This is a genomic window from Paraburkholderia sp. RL17-373-BIF-A, assembly GCF_046030175.1.
In the GTDB taxonomy this organism is placed as follows: Bacteria; Pseudomonadota; Gammaproteobacteria; order Burkholderiales; family Burkholderiaceae; genus Paraburkholderia.
In genome coordinates, this window is the sequence record NZ_JARESO010000007.1 from 242,237 (window position 1) to 268,615 (window position 26,379).

18 protein-coding genes are annotated in these 26,379 nt (G+C 64.4%); 6 read left to right on the forward strand and 12 right to left on the reverse strand.

Annotated features, from left to right (window positions below; genetic code table 11):
* Positions 1–32: 32 nt before the first annotated feature.
* Entirely contained in the window at positions 33–9,719 is a 9,687-nt protein-coding gene (locus P0D80_RS11610) for a non-ribosomal peptide synthetase (protein WP_408283880.1), read from the reverse strand.
* 281 nt (positions 9,720–10,000) lie between these two features.
* On the opposite strand from P0D80_RS11610, the gene P0D80_RS11615 reads away from it, so the two are divergent.
* Positions 10,001–11,767, forward strand: coding sequence for a cyclic peptide export ABC transporter (locus P0D80_RS11615; protein WP_408283884.1), 1,767 nt, complete (start codon positions 10,001–10,003; stop codon positions 11,765–11,767).
* Between the two features lie 63 nt (positions 11,768–11,830).
* Here the strand turns inward: P0D80_RS11615 and P0D80_RS11620 are convergent, their stop codons facing one another.
* From P0D80_RS11620 to P0D80_RS11650, 7 genes are all read right to left on the reverse strand, one after another.
* Positions 11,831–12,931 carry an ABC transporter substrate-binding protein gene (locus P0D80_RS11620; RefSeq protein ID WP_408177245.1) on the reverse strand — a complete coding sequence of 367 codons (1,101 nt, stop codon included), beginning with the start codon at positions 12,929–12,931 and terminating at the stop codon, positions 11,831–11,833.
* 5 nt (positions 12,932–12,936) lie between these two features.
* Positions 12,937–13,752 (reverse strand): siderophore-iron reductase FhuF, encoded by an 816-nt coding sequence (gene fhuF, locus P0D80_RS11625; protein ID WP_408283888.1) that lies wholly within the window; start codon positions 13,750–13,752, stop codon positions 12,937–12,939.
* A complete protein-coding gene (fhuB, locus tag P0D80_RS11630) occupies positions 13,752–15,860 on the reverse strand; it encodes a Fe(3+)-hydroxamate ABC transporter permease FhuB (RefSeq protein WP_408177247.1) in 2,109 nt (702 codons plus the stop codon). The genes fhuF and fhuB overlap by 1 nt, the downstream gene beginning before the upstream one ends.
* Positions 15,857–16,702: an ABC transporter ATP-binding protein gene (locus tag P0D80_RS11635; RefSeq protein ID WP_408177248.1), complete on the reverse strand. Its 846-nt coding sequence runs from the start codon at positions 16,700–16,702 to the stop codon at positions 15,857–15,859. The genes fhuB and P0D80_RS11635 overlap by 4 nt, the downstream gene beginning before the upstream one ends.
* Complete coding sequence (locus P0D80_RS11640; RefSeq protein WP_408177249.1) at positions 16,699–17,721, reverse strand: TauD/TfdA family dioxygenase; 1,023 nt, start codon at positions 17,719–17,721, stop codon at positions 16,699–16,701. The genes P0D80_RS11635 and P0D80_RS11640 overlap by 4 nt, the downstream gene beginning before the upstream one ends.
* 85 nt (positions 17,722–17,806) lie before the next feature.
* Complete coding sequence (locus P0D80_RS11645; RefSeq protein WP_408177250.1) at positions 17,807–18,046, reverse strand: MbtH family protein; 240 nt, start codon at positions 18,044–18,046, stop codon at positions 17,807–17,809.
* Between the two features lie 129 nt (positions 18,047–18,175).
* Positions 18,176–18,847, reverse strand: coding sequence for an RNA polymerase factor sigma-70 (locus tag P0D80_RS11650; RefSeq protein ID WP_408283893.1), 672 nt, complete (start codon positions 18,845–18,847; stop codon positions 18,176–18,178).
* A 301-nt stretch (positions 18,848–19,148) separates the two neighbouring features.
* Here P0D80_RS11650 and P0D80_RS11655 point away from each other — a divergent pair, with 301 nt between their 5' ends.
* From P0D80_RS11655 to P0D80_RS11670, 4 genes are all read left to right on the forward strand, one after another.
* Complete coding sequence (locus P0D80_RS11655; RefSeq protein WP_408177252.1) at positions 19,149–19,451, forward strand: glycerol-3-phosphate responsive antiterminator; 303 nt, start codon at positions 19,149–19,151, stop codon at positions 19,449–19,451.
* Positions 19,451–19,759 carry a putative quinol monooxygenase gene (locus P0D80_RS11660; RefSeq protein ID WP_408283897.1) on the forward strand — a complete coding sequence of 103 codons (309 nt, stop codon included), beginning with the start codon at positions 19,451–19,453 and terminating at the stop codon, positions 19,757–19,759. Before P0D80_RS11655 ends, P0D80_RS11660 begins: the two co-directional genes overlap by 1 nt.
* A complete protein-coding gene (locus tag P0D80_RS11665) occupies positions 19,759–20,919 on the forward strand; it encodes an iron-containing alcohol dehydrogenase (protein ID WP_408177469.1) in 1,161 nt (386 codons plus the stop codon). The genes P0D80_RS11660 and P0D80_RS11665 overlap by 1 nt, the downstream gene beginning before the upstream one ends.
* A 283-nt stretch (positions 20,920–21,202) precedes the next feature.
* Positions 21,203–21,454, forward strand: a complete 252-nt coding sequence (locus P0D80_RS11670; protein WP_342960841.1) for a hypothetical protein — start codon at positions 21,203–21,205, stop codon at positions 21,452–21,454.
* A 106-nt stretch (positions 21,455–21,560) separates the two neighbouring features.
* Here the strand turns inward: P0D80_RS11670 and P0D80_RS11675 are convergent, their stop codons facing one another.
* From P0D80_RS11675 to P0D80_RS11690, 4 genes are all read right to left on the reverse strand, one after another.
* Positions 21,561–21,980 (reverse strand): histidine kinase, encoded by a 420-nt coding sequence (locus P0D80_RS11675; protein ID WP_408283900.1) that lies wholly within the window; start codon positions 21,978–21,980, stop codon positions 21,561–21,563.
* A gap of 72 nt (positions 21,981–22,052) precedes the next feature.
* Positions 22,053–22,838: a COG4705 family protein gene (locus P0D80_RS11680; RefSeq protein ID WP_408283903.1), complete on the reverse strand. Its 786-nt coding sequence runs from the start codon at positions 22,836–22,838 to the stop codon at positions 22,053–22,055.
* Between the two features lie 189 nt (positions 22,839–23,027).
* Positions 23,028–24,422: a sensor histidine kinase gene (locus P0D80_RS11685; RefSeq protein WP_408283906.1), complete on the reverse strand. Its 1,395-nt coding sequence runs from the start codon at positions 24,420–24,422 to the stop codon at positions 23,028–23,030.
* A complete protein-coding gene (locus P0D80_RS11690; protein WP_011492737.1) occupies positions 24,412–25,089 on the reverse strand; it encodes a response regulator in 678 nt (225 codons plus the stop codon). The genes P0D80_RS11685 and P0D80_RS11690 overlap by 11 nt, the downstream gene beginning before the upstream one ends.
* Positions 25,090–25,349: 260 nt before the next feature.
* Here P0D80_RS11690 and P0D80_RS11695 point away from each other — a divergent pair, with 260 nt between their 5' ends.
* Positions 25,350–26,369, forward strand: coding sequence for an ABC transporter substrate-binding protein (locus P0D80_RS11695; protein ID WP_408283909.1), 1,020 nt, complete (start codon positions 25,350–25,352; stop codon positions 26,367–26,369).
* Positions 26,370–26,379 lie beyond the last annotated feature (10 nt).

Consider the following 26,379-nt stretch of genomic DNA (forward strand, 5'->3'; position numbering starts at 1 on the left):
TGTTGGGCGGCGTATTGGGCGGCGTATTGGGCTTATTGCAGCTCGAATTCGTCGAGGAGTGCATCGATCGCGCTCGCGGTATCACCCGCGCCGTGTGCACCGCGCTCGGCAAGCGCGCGATCGATCGCGGCGGCACAGCGCTGCAAGGTGCGTTCGTCGAACAAGGTGCGCAGCGGCAGAATCAGCGTCCAGTGCAGATTCGCCTGCGCGTTGGCTTGTGTCGCGAGCAGCGAGTGACCGCCCAGCGCGAAGAAGTCGTCGTCGCGGCCAATCGTGTCGACACGCAGCACCCGTCTCCAGATCTCGGCGAGTTCACGCTCGGTCTCGGTGGCGGCCACGCTCACGGCATTTTCTGAGGCCGTACCGCGCACGGGAGCCGGCAGCGCGTGACGGTCGCATTTGCCGTTCGGCGTGACCGGCAGTGCATCCATCGTGATCAGATACGAAGGCACCATGTATGACGGCAGTTGCGCGCGCAAATCGTCGAGCAGCGCCTGCGTGTCGAGCGCGTTGTCCGCGCCGCGCGCCACGTAGCCAATCAATTGCTCGTCACGCACGATCACCACGGCGTCATGCACGCCCGGCGCCGCACGCAACAGCGCTTCGATTTCGCCGGGCTCGACGCGCTGGCCACGTAACTTCACCTGCGTATCCATGCGGCCGAGATAGTCGAGCGCGCCGTCCGCGCGGCGGCGTGCAAGGTCACCGGTTCGATAAAGCCGTGCTCCATGCGAGAACGGATCGGGAACGAAGCGTTCCGCCGTCAACGCAGCACGGCCGAGGTAGCCGCGCGCCAATCCCACGCCGCCCAGGTACAGTTCGCCGATCGCGCCTTGTGGCAGCGGCTGCAACGCCGCGTCGAGCACGTGCAGTTGCACGTTCGCAATCGGATGACCGATCGGCACGGACGCCGCGTCTGCATCGGGCGCGCCGCATGTCCAGTGCGAAACGTCGATGGCGGCTTCAGTGGGGCCGTAGAGGTTGTAGAGCCGCGCGTGGGGCAATTGTTTTGCGACGCGAGCCACTAGTTCCGGCGCGAGCGCTTCGCCGCTGGCGACGATCCGCTCGACGCTCGCGCAGCGCACCGCGGCGTGAAAGTCTTCCAGATGAGCGACGAAGGCCGCGAGCATCGACGGCACGAAATGCAGCGTCGTGACACGGTGTGTTTCGATTGCCGCGACGAGGCGCGCCGGATCGCGATGGTCGCCGGGCGCCGCAATCGCGAGCTTCGCGCCGACGGCGAGCGGCCACACGAATTCCCACACCGACACGTCGAAACCGAACGGCGTCTTGTGCAACACGACATCGTTGGCATCGAGTCGATACGCGTCCTGCATCCACGCAATGCGGTTTGCCAGCGCGCGATGCGTATTGCCCGCGCCCTTCGGCTTGCCGGTCGAACCAGACGTGTAGATCAGGTAAGCAAGCTGATCGGGCGAGACTGCCACGGGAGCGCTGAGCGTAAAGTCGGCGCCGCGTAGTGCGTCGACGGTCAGGACTTTTGTGCGGGTGCTGTCGACCGCCGCCGCGATGCGTTCCAGCAGATGCGGCTGTATCAGCACGACTGCGGGCTTCGCGTCGCCGAGCAGATACGCGATGCGGTCCGCCGGATAGTCGGGGTCGATGGGCAGATAAGCAGCGCCCGCTTTGAGCACGCCGATCAGCGCCACGACCATGTCGAACGATCGCTCGACGCACAGCGCCACCGCCGTGTCCGCGCGCACGCCGGCTTCGATGAGCGAGGCGGCGACACGATCGGCGTTCGCATCGAGCTCGCCGTAGGTCATCTGCTGCGTGTGCCCTTGCGAGTCGACGAATTCGAGCGCGATAGCATCCGGCGACGCCAGCGCCTTCTGTTCGAACTGGCGATGCAGCGCCTGCTGTTGCGCGTGCGGCCACACGTGGGTGGTCGAGTTGATGCGGGCCAGCGTGGTCAGATCGTCGGCGGTGGAAATTGAAATCGTGCCGAGCGGTGCGTCCGGATCGGCAATCAAGCCCGCAAGGCAAGTGGCAAACGCGCGATGCAATGCGGCGACGCGCGTCTCATCGAGTTGCGCGGCATCGTAGCCGTAGTCGATCGTGAGCGTGGCACCCGCTTCGATCACCAGCGTGAGCGCGAAATCCGTCGCTTCGATATTGCGCAACTCACGCAGCTTGAGCGCGCGCTCGTCGCGCCCTTGCCATGCTTCATCCACGGGATAGTTTTCGAACACGAGCAGCGTGTCGAACAATGCGCCACCGCCTTGGCCGGCCCATTGCTGGATTTCGTACAGCGGCGTATGTGCGTGCTCCGCAGCCGCGGCATTGTCGCGCTGCAAATCGTGCAGCCATGCCGATGCGCGGCGTTGCGGCAGCGGTGCGGTAATCACCGGCAGTGTGTTGATGAAAAGACCGAGCACGGTGTCGACGTCCGGCAAGGCATCAGGACGGCCGGCGACGGTCGCGCCGAAAGCGACGGCAGTGTGATGCGTCATCCGCTGCAAGGCGAGCGCCCATGCACCCTGCACCATCGTGTTGACCGTGATCTTCAGACGGCGCGCGATATCGGTGAGACGTGCCATCGTCGCCGCGTCAAGCGACTCACGCCGCGTGAAATGCTGCGGCTCGCGGTGGCTCGCGGATTCACGTTCGGCAACCAGCGTCGGTTCTTCGAGCAATGCAAGACGTTGCAACCAGAAGGCGCGCTCGCTTTCTGAGTCGCGCGCGGCCAGCCACGCGATGAAGTCGCGATAGCGCGTCTTCGCGGGCGCCGCGAAGGGTTGCGGACGCAGCGGTTCGATATAGTCGCGCAGCACGTCGGCAAAGAAACGCGCCGTGCTCCAGCCGTCGAGCAGCAAATGGTGACGCGTCCAGACGAGACGCCACGCGTCGTCCGTGATGCGGATCAGCGCGACGCGCATCAACGGCGGCGAGGTCAGATCGAAACCGCGCGCACGGTCGGCGCTGAGCCAGCTTTCGAATGCATCATGCGCATCCGCACCGCGCTCGCGCCAATCGAGAATCTCCACCGGCATGCGCGCCTGGCGATGCACGAGCTGCATCGGCGTCGCTTCGACCGGCGTGAAGCTCGTGCGCAGAATGTCGTGGCGCGGCACGGTGGCTTCGAATGCCGCGCGCAGGCGTTGCACGTCCGGCTCGATCAACGTCGCGACCAGTTGATTCACATAGGTCGATTGCTCCGGCGCGAACAGCGAATGGAACAGAATGCCGTGCTGCATCGGCGAAAGCGGATAGATGTCGTCGATGGTGCGCAAGTCGAGCGGCACGCGCTCCAGCGCGGCCTGCGTCAAACCGCCCGCGCGCGCGAGCGGATAGTCGCCTGGCGTTGCGCCACCGCCGCGTTGCGCAAGACGCGCCGCACATGCGGCGGTCAAGTCCGCGAGCGCACTTTCGAAGCGCTGCGCGATGGCTTCCACCGTGGCGCGCTCGAATTGCGTCGCGCCGTAGACCCAATGGACTTTGAGCGTGCGCGTGGCGTCACCGTCGATATAGGCGTGAATCGCCAGCGCATTGCCGATCGGCCCCGCTGGATCACGCTCGCAGCCCGCGCCGCCGAAACGCGGCACGAGCACCGCATCGCGCGGCGCGTCGAACTGGCCGAGATAGTTGAAGGTCACATGCGGGCGCGGCACGGCGGCGAGCGCGGCGCGCGTCGCCGTGTCGCCGTAGTGGCGCAGCACGCCAAAGCCGAGGCCTTTGTTCGGCACCGCGCGCAGTGTGTCCTTGACCGCGCCGAGCGTGGCCGCCGGCGTGCTTTCAAGCGTGAACTGCACCGGATAGTGACTCGTGAGCCAGCCAGGCGTGCGGCTGACGTCGACGTCGTCGAACAAAGCCTCACGGCCGTGGCCTTCGAGTTCGATACGGCACACGGGCATATCGAGCGACTGCGCCAGCGCCGCGATCAGCAGTTCGATCATCTGCGTACGGTAAGCGGCATTCGCTTCCGTCAACGCGGCCCGCGTCAGATCGGCGCCGATGGTCTGGATCACGGATTGCGCGTCGGCGTTGCTCGCCTTGGCTTGCGGACGGTCGAGCGGCAGATCGTCGTACGGCGCGGCGAGCGCGGTCCAGTACGGCAGTTCGGCGGCAAACGGAGAGTTCGTGATGTCGAGCGCGGCGCGTGCCAGCCGTGCCGCCCATTCCTGCGCGCTCGTTCCCGTCGATGCGAGTCGCACGCTGCGGCGCTCGCAAGCGGCGCGATAGGCGGCGTCGAGATCATCCAGCAGCACACGCCACGACACGCCGTCGACGATGATGTGGTGGATCGCCAGATAGAGCTTCGTCGTGCCGTCGGGCAGCAGCGCGGCCAATGCGCAGACGAGCGGGCCGTGCTTCAGATCGAGCGTGCTTTGCAATGCGTCGAATTGGGCTAGCGCGTCGGCTTCGTCGCGTGCGGAAACTGCGGCGAGCGGCAGTGTTTCGAATGCGCGCTCGCCCAAAGTCAGTCGCCATTCGCCTTGCGCACCAACCGGTGTGAAACGCTGGCGGAAAATTTCGTGGTGTGTCAGCAGCGTTTCGAATGCGCGCGCGAAAGCGTCGAAGTCGAAAGGCGCTTGCGTGTCGAGTTCGATGGATTGATTCCAGTGGCCACGCTGCGGAATCTCCAGTGCAAAGAAACGCAGTTGCGCAGGTGTGAGCGCGGCGGACTGCTCAAGTTTGGATGGTACGGCTTGCGCCTTCGATGCGCCCGGTGCAGCCTGTTGTACAGCAACATCCACCGTCGTCGCGACACGCGCGAGTTGCGCGAGCGTGGGCGCATCGAACAGTTGCTTCGGCGTAAAGCGCACGCCGCGCTTGCGCGAACGGGCGATCACCTGCAACACCAGAATCGAATCGCCGCCCAGCTCGAAGAAGTTGTCGTCGCGGCCTACGCGTTCGGCTTTGAGCACGTCCATCCAGACGGCGGCGAGGACTTCTTCCGTTGCGCCTTGCGGCGCATCGCCCGTGGCCACCAGCGGCGCCGGTGCAGCCGCCAGCGCCCGCAATGCCGCGCGGTCCACCTTGCCGTTGGCGGTCACAGGCAAGGTGACGACACGCTGCAACACGGCCGGCACCATGTAGTCCGGCAAACGGGCGCTCAATGCCGCGCGTAATGCGGCTTCGTCGAAGCGCGCACCGCTCGTCAACGCGACGAACGATGCCAAACGCAAACGCCCTTCCTGCTCGACAGCAAGTGTTTCGGCTTGAGCGATACCGTCGAGTGCGCGCAGTGCCGCACTGACCTCGCCAGGTTCGACGCGGTAGCCGCGAATCTTTACCTGATCGTCCAGCCGGCCCAGAAAATCCAGACGATGATCTGCGCGCAGTCTCACGCGGTCGCCCGTTCGGTAAAGACGCTCGCCCGGCGCGAATGGATTCGGTACGAAACGCTCGGCGGTCGCGGCGGCGCGATTCAGATAGCCGCGCGCCAAACCCGGTCCGCCGAGATACAACTCGCCGATTGCGCCCGGCGGCACGCTCGCGCCGTGGCTGTCGAGCACGCAGGCATAGGCGTTCGGCAATGGCAGACCGAGCGGCACGGCGTGCGCGCTCAGCGCATACACTGCGGCTTGCGCTGGCGAAGACGTGTCGCACGTCAACGCGCCCACCGTTGCTTCGGTCGGGCCATAGTGATTGATCACGCGGCAGGCCGGCTTGATTACCGCGATTCGCTCAACCAGCGACCAAGGCAGCGTTTCGCCGCCTGTCACCAGCGCATGCGCGGGCAGCACATCGGCCGGATGTTGCGCGTCGAGCAGCGCGTGCAGGTGACTCGGCACGATCTTGAGAATGCCGACGTTGCGCGTGCGCATTTCGTACGCGAAGCGATCGGGATCGAACGCGCATTGCGCAGGCAGCAGATGCAGCGTGCGGCCCGAGCACAGCGCGCCGAATAGCGTCGTATGGCCGAGGTCGGCAGCGACGGTGGAGACCATTGCCATGGATGCGTCGGCGACGAATGCGAGTTCGTCCAGCATGCCCTCGACATAGTCGGCCAGTGCGCCATGCGAGATGACCACGCCTTTCGGCGTGCCGGTCGAGCCCGAAGTGAAGATCAGGTAGGCGGCTTGATTCGCCAACGGGGGCGTGTGCGACGCGGTTGCGGTCGTGTCACCCACGCTCGCCGACGATGACGCTTGCGTGAGCGTATCGAAATCGAGCGCGGTCGCTGCGCCTACAGTCGTGACGTCTTTACTTGTTGTCAGGATCCACCGCGCGCCACATGCCTCAACCGAAGCCGTCAGACGCTCATGCGGCGCGGCAGGATCGAGCGGTACGACGTACGCACCGGACTTCATCACGCCAATCAGCGCGGCGGCAAAGCGCACCGACCGCTCGATACACACGGCCACCGGTTGCTCTGCACTTACCCCACGCTCCCGCAAAGCGAACGCGATACGATCCGACGCTGCGTCGACTTCGGCATACGTCAGCTGAGTATCGGCGTCCGCGAGCGCCACGCGATGCGGTGTTTCACACGCATGCCGCGCGAACAGCGCGAGCACGTTGCCAGCCGCCGGCTTCAACTCGCGGCCACGCCGCGCGGCGCGATAGTCGGCGCTATCCGCGCAATCCAGTTCGGCAATCGCACGCTGCGGATCGCGCACGGCATCGGCGACGAGCGCGGCGTAGCTGTGCAGCCATGCCTGCGCAGTCCGTTCGTCGATACCGTCGAGCGCATACGCGACGACAAGCTCGATGCCACGCGGGTCGTCCGTGAAATCGAGCGCGTAGTCGAAGCGCGCGGCGAGGTCCAGCCCCGGCGACATGCGCACCGAAGCGCCCGGCAATTCAGCCGACAGTTCCAGATCGAACTGCTGCGCGAACTTGACCTTCAGCCAGGCATCGCCGCGCCGCACCGGCGGCTTGACGGCATCGAGCACCTGATCGAACGGTACATCCTGATGCGCGAACGCATCGAACGCGGAACGGCGTACACCGTCGAGCAACGCAGCGAACGATTGGTCCGGCGCTACGCGCGCGCGCAGCGCAAGCGTGTTGAGGAAAAGACCTACCAGCGGCGCAGTCTCCGCCCGCTGCCGATGCGCGATCGGCGCGGCCACGACGACATCGGTCGCGCCGGTCAATCGGTAAAGCCAGGCGTCGAAGGCGGCAAGCAGTACCGTGAACGGCGATGCCTGCGCGCGTCGCGCCGTTTCGCGCACGGCTTCGGATAGCGCCACGGGCAAACGCAGCGCGAGGCGGCCGCCGCGATAGTCGTGCTCCGGCGAGCGCGGCCGGTCTAGCGGCAGTGCTAGCGCTTCGGGCGCGTCGCGCAATGCGTCGCGCCAGTAAGCCAGTTGCCTTTCGCCTTCGCCGGCCGCGAGCCAGTCGCGTTGCCATTGCGCGTAGTCGGCGTACTGCACCGTCAACGCGGGCAATTGCGGCTCGTTTCCCGTCGCGAAAGCGGCGTAGGCGGCGCGCAGTTCTTCGAACGCACAGCGCGAACTCCAGCCGTCGCTGATCGAATGATGCGCGGTCAACAGGAAGCGCTGCGTGTCGTCAGTGACCGTAACGAGCGCGGCGCGCACCAACGGACCTTTCGACAGATCGAAAGGCGCGCCGACATGTTGTTCCGTGAACGCCACCAAGCGCGATGCACGCTCGGGCTCGCCGGCGCCGCGCAAGTCGATTTGCGCAATCGCAACCGGTAAGCGGGCATGAATGCGTTGCACGACGATGCCGTCGTCGGACTCGACCAGCGTCGTTCGCCACGCCTGATGACGCGCGATCAAACAATCGAGCGCGCGTTGCAGCGTACCGATATCGAGTGCGCCTTGCACATCCCATTGCACGGCAACGTGATAAGCCGCGCCGGCGTCCTGTGTTTGCGCGAGCACCCAGAACCGCTGTTGAGCGAACGACGCGGCACGATCCATGAACGGCGCATCGGCGGTCCGCACGACAGTGATGGCATGCGAACCCACCGACGTTTCAGTCTCGCTGGCATCGATCAGACGCGCCAGCGCTTCGAGCGGTTGATCGTCGAACAACGCGTCGAGCCGTAGATTCACGCGCCATTCGATGCGGATCGCCGCCTGCAATTGCATCGCTGCGAGCGAATCGCCGCCGCGTGCGAAGAAGCGGTCGCTGCAGCCGATCGGCGCAGGGTCGTTCAACAGGGTTTGCCAAAGCGTGGCGAGGCGCGTTTCGGTAGCGGTTCGAGGCGCGACGTGATTCGCATCGACGACAGCCGGCATCGTGGCAATGAAGTCGCGCAATGCGGCGCGATCGAGCTTGCCGTTCAACGTATACGGCAGGCGCTCGAAGCGCACCAAACGATGCGGCATCCACGCCTGCGGCAAATGCGCGGCGAGATGCGCCTGCAGCGCGGCATCGTCGAGTGTGTCTTGCAGCACGACGCATGCGATCAGTTGCGTTCGGCCATGAGCAGATTCGGCCAGCACACCCGCGTCGGCCACTGCCGGATGCGTCAGCAGACAAGCCGCGATCTCGCCGGGTTCGACGCGCACGCCGCGCACCTGAACCTGATCGTCGATGCGGCCGAGATAATCGAACGAGCCGTCCGCGCGTTCACGCGCGAGGTCGCCGGTGCGGTAAATCCGTTCGCCCGGTTCGCCAGTCGGATCCGGCAGAAAACGTTCAGCTGTCAGCGCCGCGCGGCCGTGATAGCCGCGCGCGAGACACACGCCGCCGAGCAGCAGTTCGCCGCTTTCGCCCAGTTGCGCCGCGCCGTCGATGCGCGCCACGCGTCGCCCGATCGGCCAACCGATCGGCAGCGAGGCAAAACCATTGCCGTCCTCGAGTGCCGGTGTCATGCCCGGATCGACGGGCCACAACATCGGCGAGATCACCGCCTCGGTCGGTCCATAGCCATTGACGAGACGCACCGACGGGAACACGCGGCGAATCTCGTCGAAACTGTCTTGCGACATCGCTTCGCCGCCGAACAGCAGCGTGCGCAGCGAAGGCGGCACGCCGAGGCGCTCGCAAACGTTCGCGAACTCGCGCACATAAGCAGGCGGCAGCGTCGTATTGGTAACGCCTTCACGCAGCATGAACGCATGCGTGGTTTCCGGCGCGAACGGCGGTGGATCACTGATCACCACGCTGCCGCCGACGGCAAGCGGTACTAACCACGCTTCGATCGAGACGTCGAAATTGACCGATGCGAAATGCAGCACGCGGTCATTGGCACCGATCGGCAACGAGCCAGCGAGCGCTTCACCGTGCGCGGCAAGCGGCCCGTGTTCGACGGCCACGGCTTTCGGCGTGCCGGTCGACCCCGACGTGTAGATCATGTAGGCCGCCGCGCGCGGATGCACCGGCGTGTCTTCTGCATCGCCGTCGAAACGAGGCGCCGCCACATCTGTCGCAGCAGCGCTTGCAACGTCGAAGCATTGCGTGAAACGCGCACGCATCGCCGCATCCGCGGACCCGTCGACGATGCCGTGCACGAGCCCCGCATCCCGCGCGACCCAATCGAGGCGCGCCGCCGGATGACGCGGATCGAGCGCGACGAACACGCCGCCCGCCTTCAATACAGCGAGCAATGCGACGAACAGATCGCAGGAACGCGCGACGCAAACACCCACACGCACTTCAGTCGTCACACCCGCTGCGCGCAGCCGTGCGGCAAGCCGCGCCGCGCGACTGTCCAGTTCACCGCGCGTCAGCCGCACGGTATGCGGCGTGAAGGACGCCAGCGCGGGCGCATCGGGATCGATGCGCGCCATGGCGCGGATCTGGTGGTGCAACGCAATCGGGAAGCTCGTCATGGGCATGAAATCCGTTAGAACTGGCCGCATAGGCCAAGTCGCAGGCCGCAATGGGCCGCTTCATTGGTGTGACGATCCGCGATCGCAAATCTTTACCGCGTGCGTTGTTTTTATTTGGACTGCATCTTTTTGACGTGGCAGAGGAACGCGCACGGTAAATGTTTGCTTCGCCCATTCGTCTATCAGGCGAGGGGCGTGTCTTTGCGCCCCGCTGAATGGCCACATGCACGCATGCGCCGCCATTCGCCGATCCATTTGCGACCCACTGCGACACATTGCCGATGACCGCTGCCAACGAGCGCTACGACGCGCCACCCTCGTCTGCTTCACCTCCCTCCAACCCTGCGGGCAAACCCGCCATGCGCCTAATCGTGGCGCTGCTCAAGCGCTCTCGCGGTTCCTTCGCGATCGCGCTGACGGCCTGCGTGCTGAACGGCATCGCCAGCGTGCTGCTCGTGGCGACACTTAGCCGCGCGCTCTCACAACCGGGCGCCGCCGATATGTCGCTCGCGATGCGCTTCGCGTTGTGCGCGGTCGTCGCGCTCGTCACGCGCGTGATCACCGGCGTGCTGTTCGCGCGCCTCTCGCAGGACACGATGGCGCAGTTGCGCGAACACGTCGCGCGGCGCGTCGCCGAAGCCGAGTTGCGCGATGTCGAACGTATCGGCGCGGCGCCCGTGCAGTCCGTACTGACCGACGACGCCACCAACGTGTCGATGCTGTTCTTCGCGCTGCCCAATCTGGTGATGCATGGCTCGATCGTGTTCGGCTGCCTCGGTTATCTGGCGTGGCTGTCGTGGCCGGTCTGCCTGCTCGCGGTGGCCGCGATCCTGGTCGGCTCGCTCGGCTATCACGCCGGCGACAAACGCGCGATCGCCTCGCTCGAAGCCGCGGGCCGCTCGCAGGACAAACTGTTCGGCTATCTCGGCGCGCTCTTCACCGGTGCGAAGGAACTGAAGCTGCATCAGGCGCGTTCGCGTCAGTTCGTGGACGGCCAGCTGGGCTCGGCCATCGACGAAGTGCGCGACCATCGGCGTAAGGCGTTCAGCGCCTATGCGGTCGGGGTCGGCTGGATCGTGTTCCTGTTTTATGTGTTTCTGGGCGTCGCCGCGTTCTGGCCGGCACTCGGCGTGCACGCCGATGCGCCGTCGGCATCGGGCTACGTGGTGGTGTTCCTGTTCATGCTGCTGCCGCTGGACGGTCTGCTCAACAACGTGCCGACGCTCAATGCGGCGCGCGTCTCGCTCGATCGCATCGAGAAGGTGATGGGCGAATTCGGCGCGCTGCGCACCTCGCCACCGCCCGATGAAAACGCTTCGCACGCGCCGTATCGCACGCTCACGCTCAGCAACGTCACGCATTCGTACTTTCATGAGCGCGACGAGCGGATGTTCCGCGTCGGGCCGGTCAATCTGACCTTCAGGCCTGGCGAGCTGGTGTTCATCGTGGGCGGCAACGGCAGCGGCAAGACGACGCTCGCGAAAGTGCTGACCGGTCTCTATGAACCCGAAGACGGTACGATCGAACTGGACGGCAAGGCGGTCGGCTTAGCTGAACGCGCCGCCTATCGTCAGCGCTTCACGGCCGTGTTCAACGATTTCCATCTGTTCGACGCGCTGCTCGGCATCGTCGATCCGAACGACGCCTCGCGCGCGCAGGCGGATGCCCGTGCCAACGCGCTGGTCGCGAAGCTCGCGCTCGATCACAAGGTGCAGGTGGTGAACGGTGCGTTCTCTACGCGAGCGCTTTCCACTGGCCAGCGCAAACGCCTGGCGTTGGTGGTCGCGTATCTGGAAGACCGGCCGTTCTATCTGTTCGACGAATGGGCCGCGGATCAGGACCCGCAGTTCAAAGCGGTGTTCTATGAACAACTGCTGCCGGAACTGCGCTCGCGCGGTAAGACCGTGCTGGTGATCAGCCATGATGACCGGTACTTCCATCTCGCGGATCGGGTGTTGAAGCTGGAGAATGGCAGTATCGTCAGTGAGACGCATGGTTCGGCACAAGCGGTGCTGAAGCCGGCGGTGGCCAACGGTACGATCGGATGATGAGGTGAATAGACTTGCTGGACGCCGTTGTTCAGGCGCGCAGCAAGTCTCAATAGAAGCCGCTTATTTTTTCACTGCAGGTGGCGGCAACGACAACAACGTATCAGTCATCGTATCCGCAAGCCGCAGCGCCGACATCGGCCCGCCAAATCCCCAGATATTCCTCTCGACGAGCCCAACGCGCCCCGCGCTGCGAGCCGGCACGAAACGCCAGATCGGCGAATCGAGTTTGGTGGCAAGCGGGACATCCGTTTCAGTCGCGCTGACGAACAGCACGGTCAGCTTCGGTTTCTTCAACAAATCTTCCGAACTCACGTACGCCGTGCCTTCGCGCGTCGCTTCGGCGGGCCACAAGCTGAGTCCGAGCGCGTGCGCGACGCCTGCCGCCGTGCTGTTGCCGGTGAATGCCCAGTAACGGTCCGGCAAGCCCAATTCCTGCAACCATGCGACCTGTTCGCCACGACGGCCTGCGTCGGCGAGACGCTGCGCGTCGCGGGCGAAACCTGCGTCGACCTTGGCTTCGACGGCGCGCGCCTCCTCCTCGCGTCCCGTGAGACAGCCGATGGTGCGCAAAATCTTGCGGCCCCAATCGAGCTGCGTGACGCGGGCGCCGTCTTCGCTAAAGTTCGGGCCGTACTTGAACAGTACGGTCGGCGCGATGCGTTCGAGCGCCGCAAAAATGGGTGCATGTCGCAAACCCACGCCGAGAATCAGATCCGGTTTGGCCGCTGCAATCGCCTCGAGACTCGGCTCCTGCCGCGTGCCGATATCGGGCACCGTCGCCAGACGTGCGTTGTCGTAGCCGATCCAAACCGGGTAATACTCGGGATCGGCCATGCCCACCGGCGTGATGCCGACCGCAGCGAGGTCTTCGGCGAACATGAATTCGAGGACGACGATGCGCTTCGGCTGTGCGGGCAGCGACGGACTCGCTTGCGACACGATCGGGTTGTCGGCGAGCGGCGTGCAGGTTTGCTGCTGCGCTTGTGCGGTGTTCGTGTGAACTGGATGACTCGTGCCCGCTGAAGGCGCGACGCTGCCACTGCCTTGCGCATACGCACACGAGTTGGAGAACAGCGTGGCCGCCACCGCAACACTTATGCAAAGTCGCCTGAAACAGGGGCTTTTCTTCGTGCGGCGCGACCACGGCGCCGATGGCGTCATTGGTGTCAATGCGAAGCGGCCTGCAATGCGATTTCCGCATCGCTCATCGTCAATAGCAGGGGGCAGCGTCCACACAGTTGCGTCTCTCCAGGAATTTCATAACGTACGCAGCACACGCGTCGTGCGCTTAACGGATTCGGCAAACTCGCAGCGCGCGGTTTTGCAAGGCGCACCGGCAGACGCAGCGGATTGGCCTCGCCATCGGCAGTGATTGGACCGAACAGCCACGCGATGTCGTCGGTCAGATCGAATTGTGGCGCGCATTGTTCGAACAGGTAGTCCAGCAGATTGCCCGCGTTGCTCCACAAGACGCGCGGCGCGATTCTGGTCATCGCGCACAGCGTCTCGATCACCGCATTGAGATGCTCGACGAGCGGCGCGTAACGGCGTGACGGGTCGCACTCAACCGGCTGCAATGCGTCGTGCTCGAAATACGCGGCGATAGGCAGGCCGTCGCGCAGCACGATATGGGTTTTATCCGGCGACATCGCAAGCGGCCGGCGCAGCAGTGCTGCCGCAACGAACCCAGCCGTCGCCGCAAAACCGAAGTAGTACTTGGTCCATTGCGACAACAATGCGCGTGCATGCGTCTCGCGCTCGCCGCCGTAGAGCGTGACCATCGCATCGAGCAATTCGGCGCGATGCTCCGCCAGTTCGCTGACGCGGGCCACCTTCAGCGAGCCGGCGTGATCGTTAGCCAACGCGGGCTCCTGACTTGCGTTTGGCGTGCCGAGCCATACATGCTCGAGATAATGCGCGATCGACTCCGGCGCGAAGCCTGCGAAGCACTGCGCGCGCTTGTCGTGATCAGGTTGCCGCATCACCGTTTGCCCCGCTTCTCGCGCCGAGCCTCCACGATCAGCAGCGCAAGCAGATAAGGCGCGCCGATCAGCGCAGTCAATACGCCGGCGGGAATTTCGCGCGGCGCCAGCAGCGTGCGCGCCGCGATATCGGCCACGACCAGCACCAGCGCCCCGCACGCCGCCGCGAGCCACAAGCGCGTGCGATGAGCCCGCGCGCCGAGTATCGACGCCAGATGCGGCGCCATCAAACCGATAAAGCCCACCGGCCCCACCGCGGCCACCGCCGCGCACGCCGCCAGCGTCGCGACGGTCAGCACCAGCGGACGCAGCACGCCGATCGGCAAGCCCAGCGACGCGGCCTGGTCGTCGCCCAATGCAAGCAGATCGAGCGGCCGCGCGAGCAGCGCGAACACCGGCAGGGCCAGCACGCACCACGGCAGCAGCGTCGTCACTTCGCCCCAACTGCGTCCATACGTGCCGCCGACCAGCCACACGACGAAGCGCGCCGGCTGCACACTTTGCTGCGTGATGAGCCATTGCGACAGCGTCGTCCACAGCGTGCCGATAACGATGCCCGTGAGCGCGACCGCGAGCGGCGCATAGCGATGCCGGCGATTCAGCAAGAGCGTCAAGGCCAGCGTGACGCCGCCACCCGCGAGCGAAGCGGCGGCCAGCGTCGAATGTGCGGCAAGCGGCCACATCACGAGCGCCGCAAGCGTCGCGAGGCCTGCGCCTTGCGTCACGCCCAGCACTTCAGGTCCGGCAAGCGGATTGCGCACGATGCTTTGCATCAGCACCCCGCTCGCGGCAAGCAACGCGCCCGCCAGCAACGCGCAGATGAGGCGCGGCAAACGCAGATCGAGCAACATCCTCGCGAGCTCGTCGCGGTGATCGAACGCAGCGAGCCAGCGCGGCCCGCCGATCGTCGTGGGGCCGAACGATGCGCCCGCGCACACGAGCACGATGCCGAGCAGCACCAGCACGCTTGCGGTCAGCGGCCACGGCCACGCATCGACCATGCGCACGAAGCGCGCGCCCGCGCGCACGACGGCACGCTCCTGACCGGCATGCAGTGCGCCCGACCACGCGGCGCCGCTGCGGACCATCGCGAGCATCAACGGCGTGCCGACGAAGGCGATCGCCACGCCGGTCGAGAGGGTCGCATCGAGATCGAGCGCCTGCACGGCGCTATCGGTGACGAGCACCAGCGCGCCGCCGACCAATGCGGACAAGGGCACGAGCGCGGCGAGCCGTGACGATTTCGCGCCGCGCACCTGACGTAGCAGATTGGGTGCGATCAGGCCGACATACGAGAGCGGTCCCGCGACACTCACCGCGACGCTTGCGAAGCCCACCGCCACTACCATCGCCGCTAGCCGCGTCGCGTCCACGCGAACGCCGGCCGCCGCTGCCGCGTCATCGCCGAGGGCGAGCGGATCGAGTGGACGAATCACGAAGGGCAAGGCAATCAGCGGCAGCACGAGCCACGACGCGGCGATCTTCAAACCCGCCGCGCCAGGTTGATAAAGACTGCCGCTCGCCCACAACGACACGCCGACGATGCTCTGCTCGAAGAACGCGAGAATCAGCGTGGTCAGCGCGGAGAACAACAGCATGCACACGCTGCCGGCGAGCACGAGCCGCAACGGCGTCGCGCGCCAGCCGCCTGCCGCCGCGGCCACGCACACGGCGGCGCCGAGACCGCACACGAACAGTAGCGGCACGGACGCCACGCCGGCCAGCGACGGCACCAGCATCGCCGCGAGCAAGCCGAGTTGCGCGCCGCCGGTGATGCCGAGCAGATCGGGCGAAGCCAAAGGGTTGCGCGTGAGCGATTGAAACAACGTGCCGGCCACCGCGAGGCAGCCGCCCGCCACCAACGCCGCCAGAATGCGCGGCACGCTCAGGTCGAACAACAGGATGCCGGCGAGTTGCGCGGCGTCGCTGCCCGCGGGCGCGGCAAGCCAGGTGCGAAAACCGGGCGCAAGCCGCATCGCGGCCACGCCGAAGATCAACGCAATGAGCGCGGCGCCGATGGTCGTGACGCGGCTTTTCACAGGCGCACGATAGCTGTCCATCACCGGCGTGCTACGTCGCAGGCGTTTGCGTGCTGCAAGCGTCGTCATGCGGCGAGGTCCTTGTTCGTGGCTTCTTCGCGAAGCGAAGCCGCGTCGCCTTCATATGCCGGCACGCACATCGGCGCGCCCGTTTGCGGATGCGCGATCTTGAGCATCGGCACGCTGAAGGTCTCGTTCAGATGACGCGGGTCGAGCATCGCATCAGGCGAGCCTTGCGCGACGATGCGGCCGGCGCGCATCAACACGATTTCGTCGCTGTAGGCCGCGGCCTGATTCAGGTCGTGCAGCACCCACACGATCGTGAGGCCGCGCTCGCGATTCAGGCGCCGCAACTCGCGCAGAATGTCCAGTTGATGATGGATGTCGAGATACGTGGTCGGTTCGTCGAGCAACACGATCGGCGCCTGTTGCGCGAGCGCCATCGCGATCCACGCGCGTTGCCGTTCGCCGCCCGAGAGCGCGGCGACGTCGCGCGCGGCGTCGTCGGCGAGACCGCTGGTGGCGAGCGCTTCGTCGATCGCCGCGTGGTCGGCGCGCGAGAGTCCACGCAGCCAGCCGCCGTGCGCGTAACGTCCGTACGCGACCAGTTCGCGCACGGTGAGGCCGGACGGGATCTGGTTGAACTGCGCGAGCATGGTGAGCGTGCGCGCCAATACGCGGCGCCGGTGCGAAGCGAGCGGCACGCCGTTGACGTCGACGCTGCCGGACAGTGCCGGTTGCAAGCCGGCTAGCGTGCGCAGCAGCGTGCTTTTGCCGCAGCCGTTCGGTCCGCACAATGCCGTGACGCGGCTGGCCGCAATGTTCAGGTTCAGACCGTGGAGCACGACGTGATCGCGGTAGCCGACCGTCAGCGAATGCGCCGCAAGCGCCGCGCCCTGCGATTTCGTCATGGCGCGGCCGTCCGTTTTTCGCCCTCGGCCTCGCTGTAGCTTCGTGCCATCGCGACCACGACCTTGCGCGGCCCTTCGAACGGATCGCGCGCATGCGCGGTCAACATGTTGTCGAGCATCAGCACGTCGCCGGTCAGCCACGGGAACACAATCCGCTGCTGATCGAGCACGCCGCGGATTTCCGCGAGCGCGTCCGCTTCAAGCGGTTCACCGTCGCCGTAATAGACATTGCGCGGCACGTTTTCGAGGCCGACCGAATCGATCAGCGCTTCCTGCATGTCTTCGTCGAGCGACGAAAGGTGGAACAGATTCGCCTGATTGAACCAGACATGTTCGCCGGTGCCAGGATGGCGCGCTACCGCCTGGCAGCGCTCGCGCGTGCGCAACAGCAGTTCGCCGTCTTCGCTGTCGCGCCATTCGCATTCGATGCCGCGCGCACGGCAAATCTGCTCGACCGTGCGCGGGTCGTCCGAACCGAACGCTTGTTCCCACGGCAGATCCAGCCCTTGCCCGAAGTTGCGCACGTAGAGCAGTTCACGCTTCGTAAAGCGCTGGACCAGCGCCGGATCGAGCGCGCGGTAGATCGCACGGCTATCGGCGATCGGCGTCGCGCCACCGGTGCGGGCGGCAAGCGCGCAGTGAAACCAGATACGCAACGGCCATTCACGCGTATACGACTGCTCGTTATGTAAAGGAATCGAGCGATGCGGCGGATACTCCGTCGACGTGTACACCGCGCCTTCCACCTGGCTGCGCGGCGTCGACGCGAACTCATAACCGATCAGCGGATGCCCGAACGAGCCCGCGAAACGTTGGAAGGCGTCGATCGAAGCCACGCGAAAACCGGTGAACAGCACGCCGCCTGCGCGTTCGAGCGTGTCGTCGACGATCGCATGCAAGAGCGGCGCCGCTTCCTCCAATGAAATCTCCGCGTCCGCGCGCGGCGAGACGACAGTCGGCAAGCCCGGCTCGATCGATAAATCGGCAAGCGTGGGCAGCGGCATCGAAAGCATGGTCATACTCTGAATCCTTTTGCTGAAGCGGCGTGGCTGGGCGCATGCCCGAGCCCGCCGGATTGCACTGCGCGCGCGTTAGGTCGACGCGTTAGGCCGCCGCGTCCATGTGCCGGCGCAGGCTGGCTGGACGCATGTCGGTCCACACGGTCTCGATGTGCGCGAGGCACTCGGCCTTCTGGCCGCGCACGCCCACTTCGCGCCAGCCGGCCGGCACGTCGCGGAATGTCGGCCAGATCGAGTACTGCTCTTCGTCGTTGATGACGACGGTGTAGACGAAGTCGTCCGCCTCGCCGGCTGCCGCGTTGGAGGTCTGCTGTGCTTGCGTCATGATGAAAGGCTCAGTCGATGAAAAGGTCAGGAGGCGCCCGGACAGCACGCTGGCATGTCCCGGCACGGCGGCGCCGGCATTCGCCCGCGCACCGCTTCTATTCAGTTGACGTTTGGCGCGCGCGCTTTTTTACCGCCGGCGCGCGCGGCCGCTGCAGAATGCGGGGCCGGCCACGCCGCGATTGCAGGCGTCGAGGCAATCGGCGCAATGCTTCTCGGCGTCGCGCACCATGAAATGCACCAACGTCTGCGAGACGTCGAGGGCGCGCGCCGTGCTTTGCAGCGTTTCCTCGCGCAGGCGCACCATTTCGAAGGCGGCGCGGCTGCGCGGCGGCAGCTGCTCGAGCGCGTTGTACACGTGCCGCAGCGTGTCGCGCACGAGCAGCGCCGCTTCCGGCGAAGGTTCCGGCGATGGCACGTGCAGGCCGTCGTCCTCGTCGGCGTGATAGCTGTTTTCGAGGCGCTGGCGGCGAAAGGCATCGATCGACGCGTTGCGCACCATGCGCGTCACGTACGCGACCGGTTGACGCACCGCGTCCTGATCCGGAAAGTCGACCAGCTTGATGAAAACGTCGTGCACCACGTCTTCCGCCAGACTCGCGCAACCCACGAAGCCGCGCGCCAGATTGACGAGCATCGGGCGGTTGTCGATCAGCACGTCGAGCAGCGTGCCCTTCTCCCAGTCGACCGGACGCGCATGGCTGCGCGCGCGCCGCGAAACGGGTGGACAGGCGCCTCCAGCGTTGAGAACCGATATCGGCATCGCTGTTGAAGGCTCTCGCCGGACGAGCACCTCAGCCATAGATTCGCTCCGTTTTCTCAAAAGGACAGGGCGCCAATCTAACGTAAACGCGAATCATTCTCAATCAAGAATTGGAATAACCTTACAATTTCCAATAGCTTTGTCTGATGATTCCAAATGCATAAGGGTGGCCGACCGATGTTTGCCGCTCTGGGTAAGCAGGCGTGAAATTGTATAGGCATCCGTACTATTGACGGCGAAGCGTGTCGCTCGAAACAGCCGTGTAATAGTGGAAATCCGCGTCCTGGTCCCAAGCGATCGCGTTCGGCTCTCTCCCGCTCCGACGCTCGGCGCTATCAAGATGCATCAGAGTCTTCGTGGCGCACCGCTCCACGTGGCCGCGCAGCGCGTCGAGACATTGGAGCAAAATGACCCGAATCTGGTACAACTGATGCCTGCGGCCATGCTCTCGCATCTGTCGAAGCAGGACCGCAAGGCCCTGTCGCCGGTCGTCACGTCGGGTTTCGTCTGCAATAAGGGCGACGTGTTCGATGCGTTGAAGAACGGCGCCGCCGCGGTCTCGACCCGCGACAGCGGGTCATGGAATCTGGACCCTGAAGTTGACGCTGAAACGTTGAAGTACCCATCCTGTTGGAGTGACTGATGGCCAATGCTTACCTGCAGGTGATCGCGCATTATTTCGCCAAGCCCGGCAACGGCGACGCGATCGTGAAGCTCCTTACCGAACTCGCCGCGGCAACCCGAAAAGAGCCGAAAAATCTTTACTACGAATTCTTCCGCTCGCCACTGGAGCCTGACCACTTCGTGATTCTCGAAAAGTACAGCGACGCCGACGGTCTCGCCGATCATCGCGAAACCGAACATTTCCAGCGACTCGGCTTCGGCACCATTATTCCGCTGCTCGACCGGCGCGAAGTCGAAAGCCATATGGTGCCCGGAGACGCGCCATGATGAACGCATTCCGGTTTCAAACGGTGCCGACGCTCGTCGTCGAGTTCGGTGCGGCGCGCCGTCTCGGCGCTTTGTTGCGCGCGCAATTTCCGACGCTGACGCGTCTGTGCGTCGTCACGGATGGTTTTCTGCACACGAGCGGGTTGCTGAATCCGGCGCTCGCCGACCTCGCGGCGCACGGTTGGGACACCACCGTGATCGACGACGTGATCGCCGATCCGCCCGAACACATCGTGCTCGAAGCGACGTCGCGTGCACGGACTGCCGGCGCGGAAATCGTGCTGGGGCTCGGCGGCGGCTCGTCGATGGATGTGGCGAAGCTGATCGCCGTGCTCGCGCCGCAGCAACAGCAGGCGCTCAGCGAGATGTACGGCGTCAACAAGATCACGGTAGCGCGTCTGCCGCTCGTACAGATGCCGACCACCGCGGGCACCGGCTCTGAAGTCACGGCCGTGTCGATCGTGACGGTGGGCGAAGCGAAGAAGATGGGGGTGGTTGCGCCGCAACTGATCGCGGACCTGGCAGTGCTTGACGCTGAACTCACGCTTGGCCTGCCCGTTGCGGCGACCGCGGCGACCGGCGTCGATGCCATGGTGCATGCCATCGAGGCGTACACGTCCGCGCATCTGAAGAATCCGGTCTCCGACATGCTTGCGGTGAAGGCGCTCGACCTGTTGTCGCGCAATCTGCTGCCCGCCTGCGAAAACGGCCGAAACCGCGACGCGCGAGAAGCGATGCTGCTCGGTGCAACCTTCGCGGGCCAGGCGTTTGCGAATTCACCGGTTGCCGCGGTGCATGCGCTCGCGTATCCGATCGGCGGCATTTATCACGTGCCGCATGGTCTTTCGAACGCGCTCGTGTTGCCGCATGTATTGCGCTTCAACGCGGAAGCGGCGGCGCCGTTGTACGCGGAACTCGCCGAGGTGGTCGTGCCGGGTTTGACCGGCAGTGATGAAAGCAAGACGCAAGCGTTGATCGAACGGCTCGAACAGATGATTGCCGCGACGGCGATTCCGGCGCGTCTGCGTGATGTCGGCATCGAACAAAGCGGGCTCGAGCGGATGGCGAGCGACGCGATGTTGCAGACGCGGTTGCTGGTGAATAACCCGCGGCCGGTTAGCGAGGCGGATGCGCTGGCGATTTATACGTCTGCGTTTTGAGGCTGGTTTGCGTTGTGCTGCGCTGTTGGTGGTGAGGTGACAAACCAGCAGATCATGCAGCGCAACAAGCGCACCTCAGACTGAACAAACCGCGCGACGACCCGGCTTGTGTCGGGTTTTCCTTGCGTCGATCAGCGTCGGAAACCTTGACCGACGAATTGTGAGTTTGTAGGATGATGACCGCCGCTTTCGGACAAACACCACCTAACAGGCTCTGTCCACGCGCGACATAAGAACCAAAGCGACTACTCAATGGCGAGGTCATCGGGGTTATGGCATGACAATGGATGAAGACATCGCGCACGTGGCGCGTGTGATGGTGCCGTCACTGAGCGCATTTCGCGGTGAGCCCGTGCTACAGCCGGCATATTGGCGAAGACGCCTGCATCGCATACAGAACGAATTCCGGTTGACCGAAACGCAAGCCTCGCAGATCCAGCATTTGCTTAGGGATCTGGATAGCTTTGAGGCGAAAAATGGCGCGAAGAAAAAGCCGATCGGCACTCAGATTCGGGCGCCTTGGATACCGCGGTAATGAAGTGCGTGTGCTAACGGGCACGCTTAGCGCTTTTCCCACCTAACGATGCAGAATTGATCCGCTGTCCAACTGATCAATTGCACAACCGTGCGCCGTTCTCGCATCAGACTTTACCGCTCATGCGGTCCATCACCGCCAGCAGATCGGCGAGCGACTGTTTGCATTCCGTTGCATTCGGCGTGTTGGCGCGCAAGGCGCTCAACGCGCGATCAATTGATTTGTCGACCGTATGCCAATCCGTAGCTGCGCGTGGCTTCAGCGACGGTTCGGCGTCGTCCCATGCGAGTTCGAGATCCTTGATGCGCGCCTTACCACCCGCCAGATCGCCTTTCTCGACCAGTGCTGCGGTGTCCGCTGCGATCTTGCGGAACGGTGCGAGATCGCCGAGCTTCGACACTTTGACCGGCTCCGCGGCTTCGGCTGACAATAGACTCACACGGCCCGCATCGATATGACCAAAGCTGATCGCGCAGAGCGCGATAAACGAAGCGATAGCGGCTTTGCCAAGAGCACGTTGATTCATGATGGTGATCTTCCGTTGGATTCGGTACGGGATTGAAAGGGACTACGTGGCAACTCGACGAGCGGCACACGCTCAAGGTTCATGTGCCGCGCTCGGGCGCACCGTACGCTGTTCGGCCACACTGGCGACAATCACCAGCACGACAATTGCGCTCAGGAATAGCGCGCTCGTGTTGATGGTGCCGAGGCCGAAGCCGCCGTACGCGCGCGACTGCGACAGCATGTCGCCGAGGGAGGCGCCCAGCGGCCGCGTCAGAATGTAGGCCAGCCAGAATGTCAGTACCGGATTACCGCCGGCGTAATAGATCGAACTCACCAGAACAATCAGCGCGCCGAACGCCACCACACCGATCACGAAGCCGAGCCCCAGCGCTTCGGTCGCGAGATCGCCGGCCGCCGTGCCCAACGCGAACGTGACCAACACCGCGGCCCAATAGAAAAGCTCTCTGCGCGTCGTATAAATGGTGTGAATCGAGAGCGTGCGTTCGCTGCGAAACCAGAGCGCGAAAACCAAAGCGAGCGCCAGGCCGAATACGATCGTGCTGACATACAGACTGACACCGAGTTTGTCGGTCAGTGCGTCGGTAATCTGCGTGCCGGCCACACTGACCAGAACCACGGTCAGCCAATAGATCCACGGCACATATTTGTTCATACGGAGTTGCATGGCCAGCGCGGCGAGCAGTAGCACAGCCATAATCGCGTCCGTCAGCGCGGTGCCAAGACCCATGTGAACGGCCAGATAATCTGCCCCGGTCTCGCCGACCGTGGTCGCGAGAATCTTGATCGCCCAGAAAATGAGCGTAGCCTCCGGCACTTTGTTGTTCGCCAGAACAACCCGATAGTTCGACGTTTCCATCACGCTGGTTCTCCATTTTTATGAGCAAGGGGTTCGACGTTTCGAACACGAGCGCGCCTATTCAGCCAGTACGCCGAATATGCAATGGAGAACCTTATGGAAACCTTACGTGAGAGGCCAATCCTGCCCATATATGCAGCCGATGAAGATTCGTTTTCACCGACACCTTTCCTAACCTGCCTGCGGGCTTTAACCCGTCTGGGATTGCTCTGCCGCGGCCCGCGGAAACGACACACTGATGTGCACGCCTTTGCCGCCCTCGCCCGGCTTCAGCGTGATTTCGCCGTGATGGGCGTCCGCGATTTCACGCACGATGGCGAGGCCCAAACCGGTGCCCTCCGTGTCCGCCGACGCCCGGAAGAACGGCTCGAACACCCGGCTGCGCGACTCGGCCGGAATGCCGGGACCGTCGTCCAGCACGCTCACGTTGACGGTATCGGCTGTGGCGTTCACGCCCACCGTAACGTGCCCGCCACTGCCGGTATAGCGGATTGCATTCTCCGCGAGGTTCGCAATCAACGCCTGAAGCAGCCCGCGATGCCCCGCCACTGGTGCAACGCCCTGCAGTTCGGCGCCTAAATCGATGCCTCTGGCCTGGGCGAGCAACGCGAGGTCTTCCACGACCTCCAAGGCGAGCGGCACCAGATCCACCGTTTCCACGGCCAGTTGCGTGTTGTCCGCGGCCTCCGCTTGCGCGAGCAGAAGCAGCTTGTTCGTGAGGCCCACCATCGAACGGTTACTACGATGCATGGCGGCCAGTGCCTCGTCGAGCGCGGGCTTCAAGCCGTCCTGTTGACGCGCGAATTGCAATTGCGTGCCGAGCAATGTAAGCGGCGTGCGCAACTGGTGCGCGGCGTCGGCGATAAAGCGGCGTTGCGCAGCCACCTGCACGCCGAGCCGCGCGATGCACTGATTGATCGCTTCCACGATCGGCCGCAACTCGGTATGCAGACGTTCGACACGAATCGGCTCGAGTTGCATCGGATCGCGGTCCGTCACATCCTCTTTCACTTTCATCAGCGGACGCAACTCGAAAGTCAGGCCGATGCATACCAGCGCGACCGCCAACACGATCATTTCGATCTGCCTCACGAGCTGCGGTTGCCACAACTGCTGGGCCATGGCGTCGCGCGAACGCACGGTTTTACCGACCGTCACACGCACGCGGCGTGTCGCGCCGTTGTCGTACATGAGGCGCACGAGGCCGACCGCCCGTACATTGTGGCCTTGCAAATGGGAGTCGTAATGATCCGGCGTATCCGGCGCTTGCTGCGGACGCGTCGGGAAATCGGGAGTACCGGCGAGCAGGCGTCCGTCGTCAACGCTCACGCTGTAGAACACCTGATCGCGATAGGGCGACACGAATACTTCGAGCGCGGCGGGCGGCACATCCACACGCAGGAAGCCATCCACCCATTCCACTTCGCCGGCGATCATGCGCGCCGATGAGATCAGCTGATTGTCCTGCACCAGATCCGCCGTACGCCGCGCGTTGTCGTATTCGGCCTTGCCGGTCACGAATACGTACAACGCGAGTGGCACCAGCAGCCACCACAGCAAGCGCATGCGCAGACTATTGGTCATCTTCTTTCTTGCGCAGCAGATAGCCTAGCCCGCGCAGCGTGACGATCGCCGCCGAACTGCCGTCGAGTTTCTTGCGCAGACGCGAGATATAGATTTCGACGGCGTCTTCACTCGGCTCGTCGGCGAGCGTGAAGATCGCGTCGACCAGCGCCGGCTTCGTCACGGTTTTGCCCAGACGCAGGATCAGCGTTTCGAGCACCGAGCGCTCGCGCGGCGTGACGTTCAGCGGCGCGCCCTTCAGCGTGAACTGGCGCGTGTCGATGTCGAACGCGAGATCGCCGCACACCACTTCGCTTGCCTTCGAGGGCGACTGCCGGCGGATCGCCACCTTGATCCGCGCGATCAACTCGCGCACTTCGAACGGCTTGACCAGATAATCGTCCGCGCCGGCGCCGAGCAGTTCCACCTTTTCGTCGATCGAGCCGCTCGCCGTCAGAATCAGCACCGGCGTCGCGTCGCCGCGCTGGCGCAGACGCCGCAGCACGTTCTTGCCCGACAGCTTGGGCAGGTTCAGGTCGAGCAGGATCACGTCGTAGTGATTGGTGCGCAACAGCTGGTCGGCCGCGTCGCCGTCCTGCACGGCATCGAGTGCGAACGCCTCCTGCTCCAGCATCTTCGCGAGCCAGTGAGCCAGCGTGGGGTTGTCTTCGATGAGCAGCAGCTTCATGGCGGGAACGGCAAAAGTCAGGCCGTCGATTGTGCCGTAAAACAAAGCGCTTGCGCGCGTCCTATGTGGTTTGCAGCATACGTTGCCGTGTTTGGGACGAGGTTGCGGCGGGGTTGCGGCGAGCTTGCGGGTTAACACCCATGATTTGCACTCGGTCCAGAAAGCTGGCAGAAGGTTTCAAATTTCTATAATCGCCGTCATTCACCCAGAAAGCGCCGCGCGCAACACCCAGCGGCGACCAAACCAAAGGAGACTGCCTCATGCGTACCTTGCGCCAGATTGCCGCCGTGTCAGGTGTTGCGTTCACCCTTGCCGCCGCTTCGGCCGCCGCTCATGCGGAAAAACTCACGATCATGGTCGGCGGTGCCACCAAGATCATCTATCTGCCCGCCAAGCTCACGGAGCAACTCGGCTACTTCAAGGACGAAGGCCTCGACGTCGAAATCCTCTCGCAACCGGCCGGCGTCGACGCGGAAAACGAACTGCTGGCGGGCGCGGTGCAAGGCGTGGTGGGCTTCTACGATCACACCATCGACCTGCAGAGCAAGGGCAAGGAAATCCAGGCGCTGGTGATCTTCGGCCAGGTGCCGGGTGAAGTGGAAATGGTCTCTACCAAGGCCGCGGACAGCTTCAAGAGCATGGCCGATTCGAAGGGCAAGACGCTCGGCGTGACCGGGCTCGGCTCGTCGACCAGCTTCCTCACGCAATACCTCGCGCAACGTGCGGGTGTGCCGTCCACACAGTACACGCTGCTGCCGGTGGGCGCGGACAACAGCTTTATCGCGGCCATCAAGCAGAGCCGTATCGACGCGGGCATGACGACTGAGCCGACCGTCTCGCAGTTGCTGAAGACCGGCGACGCCAAGGTGCTGGTCGACATGCGCACGCTCGAAGGCACGCGCGCCGCGCTCGGCGGCACGTATCCGGCGTCGAGCTTCTACGTGCAGCGCGCGTGGGCGGAGTCGCACAAGGACGACGCCGCGAGGCTCTCGCACGCTTTCGCGAAGACGCTGAACTTCATCGCCACGCATAGCGCGGAAGAGATCGCCGCGAAGATGCCGAAGGACTACTACGGCAACAACAAAGACCTGTACGTCGGCGCGCTGAAGGCGTCGCTGCCGATGTTCACGAAGGACGGCAAGATGCCACCCGACGGCCCGGAAACCGTGCTGAAAGTGCTGTCGGCGTTCAATCCTTCGGTGAAGGGTAAGCATATCGACCTCGCCAAGACCTACACCAACGACTACGTGTCGGCACCGGTCAAAACCGCGGCGAAGTAACGCCCTTTCA

Excerpts from the sequence above, each read along its gene's own strand:
- P0D80_RS11610 (WP_408283880.1), bottom strand. The coding sequence starts at position 9,719 with ATGACGAGCTTCCCGATTGCGTTGCACCACCAGATCCGCGCCATGGCG.
- P0D80_RS11615 (WP_408283884.1), top strand. The coding sequence starts at position 10,001 with ATGACCGCTGCCAACGAGCGCTACGACGCGCCACCCTCGTCTGCTTCA.
- P0D80_RS11620 (WP_408177245.1), bottom strand. The coding sequence starts at position 12,931 with ATGACGCCATCGGCGCCGTGGTCGCGCCGCACGAAGAAAAGCCCCTGT.
- fhuF (WP_408283888.1), bottom strand. The coding sequence starts at position 13,752 with ATGCGGCAACCTGATCACGACAAGCGCGCGCAGTGCTTCGCAGGCTTC.
- fhuB (WP_408177247.1), bottom strand. The coding sequence starts at position 15,860 with ATGACGACGCTTGCAGCACGCAAACGCCTGCGACGTAGCACGCCGGTG.
- P0D80_RS11635 (WP_408177248.1), bottom strand. The coding sequence starts at position 16,702 with ATGACGAAATCGCAGGGCGCGGCGCTTGCGGCGCATTCGCTGACGGTC.
- P0D80_RS11640 (WP_408177249.1), bottom strand. The coding sequence starts at position 17,721 with ATGACCATGCTTTCGATGCCGCTGCCCACGCTTGCCGATTTATCGATC.
- P0D80_RS11645 (WP_408177250.1), bottom strand. The coding sequence starts at position 18,046 with ATGACGCAAGCACAGCAGACCTCCAACGCGGCAGCCGGCGAGGCGGAC.
- P0D80_RS11650 (WP_408283893.1), bottom strand. The coding sequence starts at position 18,847 with ATGGCTGAGGTGCTCGTCCGGCGAGAGCCTTCAACAGCGATGCCGATA.
- P0D80_RS11655 (WP_408177252.1), top strand. The coding sequence starts at position 19,149 with ATGCATCAGAGTCTTCGTGGCGCACCGCTCCACGTGGCCGCGCAGCGC.
- P0D80_RS11660 (WP_408283897.1), top strand. The coding sequence starts at position 19,451 with ATGGCCAATGCTTACCTGCAGGTGATCGCGCATTATTTCGCCAAGCCC.
- P0D80_RS11665 (WP_408177469.1), top strand. The coding sequence starts at position 19,759 with ATGAACGCATTCCGGTTTCAAACGGTGCCGACGCTCGTCGTCGAGTTC.
- P0D80_RS11670 (WP_342960841.1), top strand. The coding sequence starts at position 21,203 with ATGGATGAAGACATCGCGCACGTGGCGCGTGTGATGGTGCCGTCACTG.
- P0D80_RS11675 (WP_408283900.1), bottom strand. The coding sequence starts at position 21,980 with ATGAATCAACGTGCTCTTGGCAAAGCCGCTATCGCTTCGTTTATCGCG.
- P0D80_RS11680 (WP_408283903.1), bottom strand. The coding sequence starts at position 22,838 with ATGGAAACGTCGAACTATCGGGTTGTTCTGGCGAACAACAAAGTGCCG.
- P0D80_RS11685 (WP_408283906.1), bottom strand. The coding sequence starts at position 24,422 with ATGACCAATAGTCTGCGCATGCGCTTGCTGTGGTGGCTGCTGGTGCCA.
- P0D80_RS11690 (WP_011492737.1), bottom strand. The coding sequence starts at position 25,089 with ATGAAGCTGCTGCTCATCGAAGACAACCCCACGCTGGCTCACTGGCTC.
- P0D80_RS11695 (WP_408283909.1), top strand. The coding sequence starts at position 25,350 with ATGCGTACCTTGCGCCAGATTGCCGCCGTGTCAGGTGTTGCGTTCACC.